The sequence below is a fragment of the Micromonospora sp. NPDC051924 genome (assembly GCF_055586005.1).
The window spans coordinates 1-11,812 of record NZ_JBVJJA010000093.1 but is presented as its reverse complement, the minus strand read 5'-3'; the positions used below and the strand labels follow the sequence as shown (position 1 = coordinate 11,812).

At 76.4% G+C, this 11,812-nt stretch carries 8 protein-coding genes; 5 read left to right on the top strand and 3 right to left on the bottom strand.

Annotation, left to right across the window (positions count from 1 at the left end):
- Window positions 1–175 precede the first annotated feature (175 nt).
- The gene (locus ACZ6S5_RS34380; RefSeq protein WP_466006463.1) at window positions 176–634 is read right to left on the bottom strand and encodes a hypothetical protein; all 459 of its coding nucleotides are present in this window, start codon (window positions 632–634) and stop codon (window positions 176–178) included.
- Window positions 635–931: 297 nt separating this feature from the next.
- Complete coding sequence (locus ACZ6S5_RS34375) at window positions 932–1,861, bottom strand: S66 peptidase family protein (protein ID WP_466006462.1); 930 nt, start codon at window positions 1,859–1,861, stop codon at window positions 932–934.
- 152 nt (window positions 1,862–2,013) lie between these two features.
- On the opposite strand from ACZ6S5_RS34375, the gene ACZ6S5_RS34370 reads away from it, so the two are divergent.
- From ACZ6S5_RS34370 to mptB (ACZ6S5_RS34350), 5 genes are all read left to right on the top strand, one after another.
- The gene (locus ACZ6S5_RS34370) at window positions 2,014–2,781 is read left to right on the top strand and encodes a type 1 glutamine amidotransferase (RefSeq protein ID WP_466006461.1); all 768 of its coding nucleotides are present in this window, start codon (window positions 2,014–2,016) and stop codon (window positions 2,779–2,781) included.
- 1 nt (window position 2,782) lies between these two features.
- The gene (locus ACZ6S5_RS34365) at window positions 2,783–5,815 is read left to right on the top strand and encodes a bifunctional [glutamine synthetase] adenylyltransferase/[glutamine synthetase]-adenylyl-L-tyrosine phosphorylase (RefSeq protein ID WP_466006460.1); all 3,033 of its coding nucleotides are present in this window, start codon (window positions 2,783–2,785) and stop codon (window positions 5,813–5,815) included.
- A gap of 124 nt (window positions 5,816–5,939) precedes the next feature.
- Window positions 5,940–7,457: a hypothetical protein gene (locus ACZ6S5_RS34360; protein WP_466006464.1), complete on the top strand. Its 1,518-nt coding sequence runs from the start codon at window positions 5,940–5,942 to the stop codon at window positions 7,455–7,457.
- Window positions 7,458–7,519: 62 nt separating this feature from the next.
- Window positions 7,520–8,935: a polyprenol phosphomannose-dependent alpha 1,6 mannosyltransferase MptB gene (gene mptB / locus ACZ6S5_RS34355; protein ID WP_466006459.1), complete on the top strand. Its 1,416-nt coding sequence runs from the start codon at window positions 7,520–7,522 to the stop codon at window positions 8,933–8,935.
- A gap of 10 nt (window positions 8,936–8,945) precedes the next feature.
- Complete coding sequence (gene mptB / locus ACZ6S5_RS34350; RefSeq protein WP_466006458.1) at window positions 8,946–10,451, top strand: polyprenol phosphomannose-dependent alpha 1,6 mannosyltransferase MptB; 1,506 nt, start codon at window positions 8,946–8,948, stop codon at window positions 10,449–10,451.
- Between the two features lie 173 nt (window positions 10,452–10,624).
- Here mptB (ACZ6S5_RS34350) and ACZ6S5_RS34345 read toward each other — a convergent pair whose 3' ends face one another.
- Window positions 10,625–11,515 (bottom strand): phosphatidylinositol mannoside acyltransferase, encoded by an 891-nt coding sequence (locus ACZ6S5_RS34345; protein ID WP_466006457.1) that lies wholly within the window; start codon window positions 11,513–11,515, stop codon window positions 10,625–10,627.
- Between the last annotated feature and the right edge of the window lie 297 nt (window positions 11,516–11,812).

Sequence of the window (11,812 nt, the reverse complement as noted above, 5' to 3'; positions counted from 1 at the left end):
CCCCCCCCCCCCCCCCCCCCCCCCCCCCCACCCCCCCCCCCCCCCCCCCCCCCCCCCCCCCCCCCCCCCCCCCCCCCCCCCCCCCCCCCCCCCCCGTCCTGGGTGTCACGGGGTGGCCCCGCCGACCCGGCCGGGAGGGAGATTCGGCCGGTGAGGAGCGGCGGGGCCACCCGGGTCAGTTGCCGTCCTGGCCGGACCAGCCGCGGTGGCCGTGGCCACCCGGGCCCGGGAAGACGCCGGCCTCGACGGCCTTCAGCACCGCGTCGGCCTGTTCCTGGGTGAGCTTGCCGTCCTTGACGGCCTGGTCCAGCCGCTCCTTCAGCTGCGCCTGGCGGTCCTCGGTCGACGGCCGCTCCGGCCGGTCGGCCTGGCGCTGCTCGCGGAGCTTCTCCAGTGCCGCGGTGACCTTGTCGGTCGAGACGCCCAGTTCCTTGGCGAGGGCGGCGGCGAACTCCTGCTGGCGGTCGGCGCGCTGCTGCTGCCGGTCGCTGCCCTGGTCGGTGCTCGTGCTGGCGCTCGGGCTCGGGCTCTTGTCGTCGGCGAGCGCCACCGTCGGGGCGGCGATCCCGACGCCGAGCACTCCCGCGGCGGCCAGGCCGACCAGCAGCTGCTTCTTCGACATCGTGCGGATCATGCGGTTCTCCAGTTCGGTGGTGGTGCGATGACCTCACTGACAGTGACGACCGAACCTGGGGATAGGCCGTCGCGACCCTATGAACACGCTGACAATCAACCCCACGAACCGGACAAACGGGTTGCGACAGCGAGCGAGGGTCCGAAAGGGTGGCGGTCCCCGGATCACCGGACACGACCTGCCCACCCCGCACTCGGAGCCGCACGGCCTCACGGTCAGCCCCGAGGGCGAGGTCTGGATCGCCCTCGAGACCGGCGCCGTGGCCCACCGCACCCCCTGACCCGCGTGGTGGGTGGGTCACGCCACGGAGGGGGTGACGCTCAGGGTGCCGGTGTCGGTGTCGAGGACCGCCGGAGTGCCGACGGGGACGGTGAGCTGGCCGACGCCGTGACCGATGGGAAGGCCGCCGAGGACCGGGACGCCGAGGTCGCCGAGGCGCTCGGTCAGCACGTCGTTGACCGTGGTGTCCCAGCCGTCCGCGCACTCGGTGAACTGACCGACCGCCACCCCGGCGATCCCGTCCAGCGCCCCGCAGCGGCGCAGGTGGGTGAGCATCCGGTCGACCTTGTACGGCGGCTCCTGCACCTCCTCGACCAGCAGGATCGCCCCGGTCAGGTCCGGCATGTCCCGGGTGCCGATCGACGCGGTGATCAGGCAGAGGTTACCGCCGAGCAGCCGGCCCTCGGCCCGGCCGGGCACCCGGACGGGGTACGTCTCCTCCTCCTTCACCGCCTCCACGGTCACCGGTTCGGTGGTCATCAGCGCGGCGTGCAGCGACTCCGCCGAGCGGGGCGGGGTCCGGTCGTCCAGCCAGGCCGCCCCCGGCCCGTGTACGCCGGCCAGCCGGGCGCCCCGCCAGAGCGCGAACTGCAGGGCGGTGATGTCGGAGAAACCGGCCACCACCTTCGGGTCCCGGCGTACCGCGGCCATGTCGATCAGGTCGACCACCCGCTGCGCGCCGTAGCCGCCCCGGGTGCAGATCACCCCGCGCACCTCGGGGTCGGCGAAGGCGGTGTTCAGGTCGGCGGCGCGCAGCTCGTCCCCGCCCGCCAGATAGCCCTGGCGGGCGTAGGCGTTCGGCGCCAGCACCGGGCGCAGCCCCCAGCCGGTCAGCAGCTCGATGCCGCGCGCCACCCGTTCCGGCCGGGTCGGGCCGGAGGGCGACACCAGCATCACCGTGTCGCCGGGACGTAGGACCGGGGGACGCAGGCAGTCGTCGGTGGGCACGTGCGGGAGCCTAGTGGCCGCTCCGCCATGGTCGGGCCGCGTGTCGCCCCGCGCCCGGGCCGCGCCGACCGCCCGCCCGCCGGGCGGCGCTCGCGGGCTGCCGCGCCGAGCCGGACCGGGCGGCGTCGGGCGCACCGGATAGCCTCGACGTCGTGGCGACCGCGCTGGTGATCGAGAACGACCCGACCGACGACCTCCGCCGACTGGGGGAGTGGCTGACCGAGGGAGGGATCGAGCTGCGGGTGCTGCGCCCGCACGCCGGCGACGAACTCCCGGCCGACCTCGACGGGTACGCCGCCCTGGTGGTGCTCGGCGGCGACCAGCAGGCGTACCCGCTGCCCGACGGCAGCCCCAGCGCGCCCTGGTTGCCGGCGCTGGAGGGGCTGCTCCGCAAGGCCGTCCGGCAGCGGATCCCGACGCTCGCGATCTGCCTCGGCGCGCAGCTGCTGGCCAGCGCGCACGCCGGCCAGGTGGAGCGCAGCCCGTCCGGGCCGGAGATCGGGCCGACCGTGGTCGGCAAGCGGGACGCCGCCGACACCGACCCGCTCTTCCGGTATGTGCCGCTGATGCCGGACGTGCTCCAGTGGCACTCCGACGAGATCACCCAACTGCCGCACGGGGCGACCCTGCTGGCCGCCTCCACCCGCTACCCCCACCAGGCGTTCCGCCTCGGCGACCGGGCCTGGGGGCTGCAGTTCCACATCGAGTGCGACACCGCGATGATCGCCGACTGGGCCCGCGACTCGACCCAACTCGCCGAGCTGGGCTACGACCCGGAGCTGGTGGTGGCCGCCTGCGACCGGGTGATGGCCGACGTCGAGGAGGTCTGGCAGCCGTTCGCGGTCCGGTTCGCCGCCCTCGCCCTCGGCGAGCTGGACGACGACACCACCCGCCGCAGCCTGCCGCTGCTCGGGCACTGACATGGCCCGACCGACCAGGGGACGTCTCGCCCGGTACGGGTTCGCCGAGGGCGACGGCGGGCGGGCCGCCGACCTGCTCGGGCCGGACGGGCTGCGGCTGTGGCGGCCGGACGCCCAGGAGCCCGCCGACGAGCGCGCCGCCGACCTGCTGACCGCGCTCTCCCGGGCCGCCGACCCGGACCTGGCGCTGCGCCAGATGCACCGGATCGTCGAGGCGGAACGCCGGGCGGCCGGGGCGGGCGGGCCGGAGAAAGAGAGCCTGCTCGACGCCCTCCACGACGACCCGGGGCTCCGCCGCCGGCTGGTCGCGGTGCTCGGCGCCTCCTCGGCGCTCGGCGACCACCTGGTGGCCAACCCCGGCCAGTGGCGGGTACTGGCCACCGAGGCGGACGGGCTCGCGCCCCGCGCCGAGGGCCGGCTCGACCTGGCCACGGCCGCCCGGATGACCGCCGCCACCGGCCCGATCCCGGTGCTGCGGCAGGCGTACCGGCTGGCGCTGCTGCGGATCGCGGCGGCCGACCTGACCGGCGGGCGCGGCCTGGAGCAGACCATGGCGGCGCTCTCCGGCCTCGCCGACGCCACCCTGGCCGCCGCGTACGGCATCGCGGTGGACGAGCTGCCGGCGGGCACGCCCGGGCCGCGGCTGGCCGTGGTGGCGATGGGCAAGTGCGGTGGCGACGAGCTCAACTACGTCTCCGACGTGGACGTCATCTTCGTCGCCGCCGAGGACGAGGACCTGGGCGCGGCGACCCTGGTCGCCACCCGGCTGATCCACATCTGCGGGCTGGTCGCCTGGCCGGTGGACGCCGCGCTGCGCCCCGAGGGCAGCCGGGGGCCGCTGGTGCGCACCCTCGCCAGCCACCTCGCCTACTACCGGCGCTGGGCCCGGACCTGGGAGTTCCAGGCGTTGCTCAAGGCCCGCCCGGCGGCCGGCGACCTCGATCTGGCTGGGAAGTGGATCGACCAGCTCGCCCCGCTGGTGTGGACTGCCGCCGAGCGGCCGGAGGCGGTCGAGGACGTCCGGGCGATGCGCCGCAAGATCATCGACAACATCCCGCCGAAGGAGCTGGAACGCGAGATCAAGCGCGGCCCGGGCGGGCTGCGCGACATCGAGTTCGCGGTCCAGCTGCTCCAGCTGGTGCACGGCCGGGGGGACGAGTCGCTGCGGGTGCCCGGGACGATCCCGGCGCTGCGCGCCCTGGTCGCCGGCGGTTACGTCGGCCGCGCCGACGGCGAGGCGCTGCTGCGTGGCTACCGCTTCCTGCGCGGCGTCGAGCACCGGCTCCAGCTCCAGGGCCTGCGCCGCACCCACACCGTGCCGACCGAGCCGGCCGCGCTGCGCTGGCTCGCCGCCGCGCTGGACTACCAGGCCACCCCGGGCCGCAGCGCCGTCGAGGAGTTCCGCGCCGAGTGGGTCACCCACGCCACCGAGGTACGCCGGCTGCACGCCAAGCTGCTCTACCGGCCGCTGCTGGAGTCGGTGGCCCGGGTGCCCACCGAGGGGCTGCGGCTCACACCGGAGGCGGCCCGGCACCGGCTGGAGATCCTCGGCTTCGCCGACCCGGCCGGGGCGCTGCGTCACCTCCAGGCCCTCACCGGCGGGGTGAGCCGCACCGCCGCGATCCAGCGCACCCTGCTTCCGGTGCTGCTCAGCGAGTTCGCCGACGCGCCGGAACCGGACCGGGGGCTGCTCAACTACCGGCAGGTCTCCGACAAGCTCGGCAGCACCCCCTGGTACCTGCGGCTGCTGCGCGACGAGGGGCCGGTGGCCCGGCGGCTGGCCCGGGTCCTCTCCTCCTCCCGGTACGCCGCCGACCTGCTGGCCCGGGAGCCGGAGGCGCTGCGGCTGCTGGCCGAGGACAGCGAGCTGACCCCGCGCCCGCGCGAGGTGCTCGGCGAGGGGTTCGCCGCCGCGGCGGCCCGGCACGACGACCCGGTCGAGGCCACCCGGGCGGTGCGCGCCCTGCGCCGCCGGGAGCTGGTCCGGCTGTCCTGCGCCGACGTGCTCAGCCAGGCCGGCGCGCTCGCCCCGCTCACCCCCCGCTCCACCGAGCCCGGCGCCGAGCGGGTGCCCACGCTGGTCGACGTCAGCGCGGTCGGCACCGCCCTGGCCGACGTCACCGACGCCACCCTGGCCGCCGCCCTGCGGATCGCCCGGGCCACCCAGCCGGCGCCGCCCGGGCTGCGCTTCGCGGTGGTCGGGATGGGCCGGCTCGGCGGGTACGAGTCGAACTACCTCTCCGACGCCGACGTGCTCTTCGTCTACGACCCGCCGCCCGGCGCGGACGAGAGCGCGGCCAGCGCCGCCGCCCACGCCATCGCCGAGGAGCTGCGCCGGCTGCTCTCCGCGCCGGCCCCCGACCCGCCGCTCGGGGTGGACGCCGATCTGCGCCCGGAGGGCCGGCAGGGCCCGCTGGTGCGCAGCCTCGCCGCGTACGCCCAGTACTACGCCCGCTGGTCGAAGGTGTGGGAGGCGCAGGCGCTGCTGCGGGCCCGGTTCGTCTGCGGCGACGCCGATCTGGGCGCCGCGTTCGAGGCGATGGCCGACCCGGTCCGCTACCCGGCCGACGGGCTGACCCGCGAGCAGGTGGTGGAGATCCGCCGGATCAAGGCCCGGGTGGAGACCGAGCGGCTGCCCCGGGGCGCCGACCCGGCCACCCACACCAAGCTGGGCCGGGGCGGGCTCGCCGACGTCGAGTGGGCGGCGCAGCTGCTTCAGCTCCGGCACGCCGGCCGGCAGCCCGAGCTGCGCGGCACGCGTACCCTCGACGCCCTCGCGGCGGCCCGGGACGCCGGCCTCGTCGACCCGGAGGACGCCGCCGAGATGGCCGCCGGTTGGACCCTCGCCGCGCAGGTCCGCAACGCGCTGATGCTGATCCGCGGCCGGGCCGGGGACCAGTTGCCCCGGCACGGGGTGGAGCTGGCCGGGGTGGTCCGCCTGCTCGGCCGGGACGACCCCGGCGAGTTCCTCGACGAATACCTGCGCACCGGGCGCCGGTCCCGGGCCGCGATGGAGCGGGTCCTCGGTGCCTGAGACCTCCATCCTCCGCGTTAGGGCGGCGGCCGAGCGGCACGCCGGCCGCCGGTCGCTGCCCGCGCTGCTGGCGGCCCCGGCGGTGGCGCTGCTGCTCGGCGTGGCCTTCCTGCTCGCCCCGCCGATGGGCACCGACCTGGCCGCCCAGGTCGCCCGGGCCGGCTTCGTCGCCCGCCACGGCGGCGCCCCGATCGACCTCGGCTGGTACGGCGGGGTCAACCAGTACGGCTACAGCCTCTTCACCGCCCGGCTGGGCGCCTGGCTCGGGGTGCGGCCGCTGGGCGTCCTCGCCGCCGTGGCGGGCGCCGCGGCGCTGAGTTGGCTCTTCGTCCGGCACCGGGCTCGCCGGCCGGTGCTGGCCGGGGTGCTCGGTGCGGCGGTGCTGGTCGGCAACCTGGCCAGCGGCCGGATCACCTTCGCCGTCGGCCTGGCGTTCGGGCTGCTCGCGCTCGGCGCGGTGGGCGCCGAGCGGCCGGGCCGGCCGGCGCGGCTGATCCTGGCCGCCGTGCTCGCCGTGGCGGCCACCTGGGCCAGCCCGGTCGCCGGGCTCTTCACCGGCCTGGCCGGCGCGGCGCTGCTGCTGGCCGGGCTGCGCCGGGGCGAGGGCCCGGGCCGGCCGCTGCCGGGCGGCTTGCGGGTGGACCGGCCGCTGGCCGAGAGCCTGGTCCTCTGCCTCGCGCCGGCCCTGGCGCTCGCCCCGATGGCGGTGCTGTTCGGCAACGGCGGCACCCAGCCGTACTCGGCCGAGTCGATGCGGATCAACGTGGCGCTGGCCGTGCTGGTGTTCGCCGTCGTGCCCCGGCGTCGCCGCGCGCTGCGGATCGGCGCGGTGCTCACCGTGCTGCTGCTGGTCGCCGCCTTCTACCTGCCCAGCCCGATCGGCTCCAACGCGCTGCGGCTGCCCATGCTCTTCGCGCTGCCGGTGCTGGCCGGGTACGCGCCGCTGCCCGGCCCGTGGTTGGCCGGCCTGCTCGCCGCCACCGTCTGGTGGCAGAACCCGGTGATGGTCAGCGACGTGACCCGGGCCGGCTCGGCGGAGAGCGCCGCGTCGTTCCACCGTCCGCTCGCCGACGAGCTGGCCCGACGGCAGCCGGTCGGCCGGGTCGAGGTGGTGCCGCTGCGCGACCACTGGGAATCGGCGTACCTGCCGCCGACGGTGCCGCTGGCCCGCGGCTGGGAACGGCAGGTGGACACCGACCGGAACGCCCTCTTCTACGCCGACGGGCTGACCGCCGAGGCGTACGCGGACTGGCTGCGCCGGGAGGCGGTCCAGTACGTCGCGGTCGCGCCCGACGCCCCGCCGGACCGGTGGGGGCGGGCCGAGGCCGACCTGATCGGGTCCGGCCAGCCCTACCTGCGCGAGGTCTGGCGCAACGCGGACTGGCGGCTGTACGCCGTGGTCGACCCGACGCCGCTGGTCGGCGCGCCGGGCCGGCTGGTCGCCGCCGACCAGGCCCGGGTGCGGTTCACCGCGGACCGAGCGGGTGACGTGCCGGTCCGGGTCCGGTGGTCGCGCTGGCTCTCCCTCTCCGGGGCGGACGGCTGCCTGCGGCCGGGGCCGGACGGGTGGACCGAGGTACGGGTGCGTGCCCCGGGTGAATTCACGGTCTCCAGCCGGCTGGTGCCGGCGAACCATTGCTGAACACGCGGCCCGGCCCGGTGCCCACCGTCGGCGCCGGCGGGCCGGGCTGGCAGCATGGCGGGGTGTCTCACCACCTCTCGCGCTGGACCGGCCTGGCGGGCTCGCTGCTGCTCGCGCTGGGCGCCTTCCTCGGCGGCGCGTTCCCGCACGCGAACCTGCGCCCCAACCCGGTCAACATCTGGCAGGGCCCGCACGGGCCGCTGATCCTCGGTGCCTGGCTGGTCGGCACCGCGCTGCTGGTCTGGGCCTGGTGGTCGCTGCGCGACCGGGTGCCGTCGGTGCGCTGGGCGCTGGTCACCGCCGCGCTCTGGCTGCTGCCGATGCTGGTCGCGCCGCCGTTCGGCAGCCGGGACGTCTACGCGTACGCCTGTCAGGGCGCCAGCTTCGCGGGCGGGATCAGCCCGTACGAGCAGGGGGTCTCGGCGCTGCCCTGCCCGTGGCTGGACACCGTCTCGTACATCTGGCGGGACACCCCGGCCCCGTACGGCCCGCTCTTCGTGGTGATCGCCGGCGCGGTGGTCAAGGCAACCGGCTCGCTGACCGCCAGCATCGTGCTGTTTCGCCTGCTCAGCCTGGTCGGCGTGGCGCTCACCGCGTACGCCGTGCCGGTGCTGGCCCGGCGGCGGGGGGTGCCGGCCGAGCGGGCGGTGTGGCTGGCGCTGGCCTGCCCGCTGGTCGCCATGCACCTGATCGGCGGCCCGCACAACGACGCCCTGATGGTCGGGGCGCTGGTCGCCGGGCTGGCCCTGGTGGCCTCCCGGCCGGGCCGGCCCGGTCCGCTGCTGGCCGGCGGGGCGCTGCTCGGCGTGGCCGTGGCGATCAAGGTGACCGCCCTCGTCGTGGTGCCGTTCGCCGCGCTGGCCGCGATGGTCGGGCCGTACCGGATCCGGACGCTGGTGCGCGACGGCGGGTGGGTGGTCGGCGGCGCGGTCGCGGTCGTGGTCGGGGTCACCTTCGGCGGCGGGCTGGACTTCGGCTGGGTCGGCGGGCTGTCGCAGGGTGGGGTGGCGGTCGCCTGGACCTCCCCGCCGACCGCGGTCGGCCAGACCGTCGGCTACCTCGCGGCGCTGTTCGGCGCGCACATCGACGCGCTCCCGGTGACCCGGGGGATCGCCGTGCTGCTGCTGGCCGGGCTGCTGGTCTGGCTCTGGTTCCGGGCCCGGAGCCGGGACCCGTTCTACTACGCGGGGCTGGCGCTGGCGCTGACCGTGTCGCTCTCCCCGGTGGTGCACCCGTGGTACTGGACCTGGCCGCTGGCCGTCCTCGCCGCGACCGCCGCCCTGCGGGAGAAGTGGTACCTGGTGGTCGCGGCGGTCGGGTCGTTCCTGATCCTGCCGGACGGCACCGGCCTGCCCCGGTGGACCAAGATGCCCGGTGCCCCCCTGATGACGCTGTTGGTGATCGTCGTCACGGTCCGCTTGGTACGGTCGGTTCGGGCGGACCGGCGGCCGGTCCCCGCCGACGCGGCAGCCGACTGAGGAGTGGCCGGTGCGCGAGCCGGACGTGGTGCCCGACGGGCCGGTCCGGCCCGTCGCCGCCGCGTTCGCCCGGTACGCCGGGCTGCTCGGCGCGGTGCTGCTGACCGTCGCCGGCTGGCTCGGCGGCGCGCTGCCCGACGCCCCGCCCGTCACCCGCCTCGTCGACGTGTGGGACGCCCCGCACGGCCCCTGGGTGCTCGGCTGCTGGCTGGCCGGCACGCTGCTGCTGGTCGGGGCCTGGTGGTCGCTGCGCTGGGGCGCCCCGTCGACCCGGTGGGCGTACCTGACCGCCGGGCTGTGGCTGCTGCCGCTGCTGGGCGCGCCCCCGCTGGGTAGCCGGGACGTCTACTCGTACGCCTGCCAGGGCTGGTCGTGGACGCACGGTGCCGATCCCTACCGGGTGGGGGTGGCGGCGGCCGGCTGCCCGTGGACGGACGCGGTGTCGCCGATCTGGCGGGACACCCCGGCGCCGTACGGGCCGTTCTTCGTGCTGCTGGCCGGGCTGGCGGTGCTGGCCGGCGGCGGGCTGGTCGGGGCGCTCGTGCTGCTGCGGGTGGTCGCGGTGGCCGGGCTGCTGCTGGCCGCGCTCTGCCTGCCCGGCCTGGCCCGGGCCGCGGGTGTGCCGACCCGGCGGGCGGCCTGGCTGGCGCTGGCCTGCCCGCTCGTCGGGGTGCACCTGGTCGCCGGCGCGCACAACGACGCGGTCGGCCTGGGTCTGGTGCTGTCCGGGCTGCTGATGCTGGTGCGCAAGCCCGGCAGGCCGCGCGCGCTGGTGGTGGCGGGGGTGCTGCTGGGCCTGGCGGTCGCGGTGAAGGCGGTCGCCGTGGTGGTGCTCCCGTTCGCCGCGCTCGCCGCGGTGCTGGGCCGTCACACCTGGCGGGCGCTGCTGCGTGATGCCGCCTGGCTGGCCGGGGGAGTGCTCGCCGCGCTGCTGGCCTGCTCCCTGGTCACCGGGCTGGGTCTGGGCTGGGTGGGTGGGCTGGCACGCAGTGGCGACTCCGAGCAGTGGACCTCCCCGCCGACCGCGGTGGGCTTCGTGGTCGACTACGTGGGGGCCCTGCTCGGCCGGGAGCCGCACGCCGTTCCGGTGGCCCGGGCGGTCGCGCTGGCGCTGCTCGCGGTGCTGTTGGTGGCGCTCTGGTGGTGGGCCTGGACGGCGCTGCGCCGGCTCAACGACGTCCGGCAGCAGGTGGTCGGGCTGGCCGCCGCCCGGCCCCGGGTGACGCTGCTCGGCGCCGGTCTGGCGCTGGCCGCCACGGTCCTGCTGGCCCCGGTCCTGCACCCCTGGTACGCGGTCTGGCCCCTCGCCCTGCTCGCGGTGGCGACCCGGTCGCCGGCCCGGACGGTGTGGTTCGTGGCGCCCTGCGCGGTGGCGTCGGTGCTGGTCCTGCCCGACGGCACGAACCTGGCCCGGTTCACCAAGGCGCCCGGGGCGATCCTGATGACCGCGTTGCTGGTGGTGCTGGTGGGGTGGGCGGTCCGGGCGCGGCGCGTCGGCCTCCCGCCCGCCGGCTGAGCGGCCGCCCGACCCCGCCCCGCCCGGCGGGACCGGGTCGGGGGAGCGGCGTGGAAACGGCCGGGCCGGCCCCGCTGTCGCGGAGCCGGCCCGGCAATCGCCCTCGCCATGGATGGATGTCCATGCAACCGGGTCAACTTCACTGATACCGATTTGTCACGCAGGTCCTGAGCTCAGCCCTGGTGGGCGGGGGCGGGCCAGACCGGTTGCAGCACGTGCCAGTCGTGTGGATGCCGGCGGACGGCGCCCGTGAAGACGTCGGCCAGCTCCTGCGTCATCGCCGCCACCCGGGCCCGGGTGGCGCCGTCACGGCCCGGGACGATCTCCGGGTGGATCCGGATCCGCAGCCGCGGACCGTCGTACCAGAGCGATACGGGCAGCAGCGCGGCCCCGGTGCGCAGCGCCAGCTGCGCGGGCCCGGCCGGGAACGTCGTCGGCGCGCCGCAGAACCGCACGCCGATGCCGGCCGCGGACGTGTCCCGGTCAGCGAGCAGGCACACGACCTCGCCGGCACGCAGCCGCCGGGTGAGCGTGGTGACCGCCCGCCGGGTCTCGTCGGCGGGGAGCACCTCGATGCCGAGCGCCGCACGGTGGCTCACGAACCGCTGGTAGAGCCGCTCCGGGCGCAGGCGTTGCGCGACCGTGGTGAACCGGTGCCCGCTCAGCACCAGCGCGGCTCCGGCCAGGTCCCAGTTGCCGCTGTGCGGCAGCGCCAGCACCACTCCGCGACCGGCGTCACGGGCGGCGGCCACCCGGCCCAGCGACTCGAAGACCACGGCGTCGCGGATCCGGTCCCGGCTCCATCCGGCGAGCCCGAAGAACTCCCGCCAATAACGCAGATAGGAGTGCACGCCCCGAGCGGCCGCGGCGGTCACGGCGGGACTGTCCGCGGCCTGGCCGAGCACCTGGGCGAGGTTGACCCGCAGCTGGTGCACCCCGCCCGCGCCGGACCAGCGCATCCCGGCGGCGACGGAGTCGAAGACGAGCGCGGCGACCGGGCCCGGCAACCGCGGCGTGACCCGCCAGGCAAGGCCGTAGAGCCGGCTGGCCAGGTCCTCTCCCACGCCGGGATGGTAACGGTCGCCGGCCGGGTCCGGTGGTTGCTGGTCCATCGATAGCGGTCCGATATCGACGGGTTACCGGTGCGCCGCAAGCTGACCGCTGATCGCACGGCACGTCGACGAGAAAGGCGCACGTAGGGGCTTGAGGGGTCGCAACGGCGATGAGTTTCGTTATGGTGCCCAGTCTGTACTCCCATGCACCCGGTCTCCCGACTCTCGGGGAGAGCGTCATGACCGCTACGTACAGGAGGCAAGCGTGAAACTTCTTCTCACGTCCGCGGGCGTCAAGAACCCGAGCAT

Excerpts from the sequence above, each read along its gene's own strand:
- ACZ6S5_RS34360 (WP_466006464.1), top strand. The coding sequence starts at position 5,940 with ATGGGCACCGACCTGGCCGCCCAGGTCGCCCGGGCCGGCTTCGTCGCC.
- ACZ6S5_RS34380 (WP_466006463.1), bottom strand. The coding sequence starts at position 634 with ATGATCCGCACGATGTCGAAGAAGCAGCTGCTGGTCGGCCTGGCCGCC.
- ACZ6S5_RS34365 (WP_466006460.1), top strand. The coding sequence starts at position 2,783 with ATGGCCCGACCGACCAGGGGACGTCTCGCCCGGTACGGGTTCGCCGAG.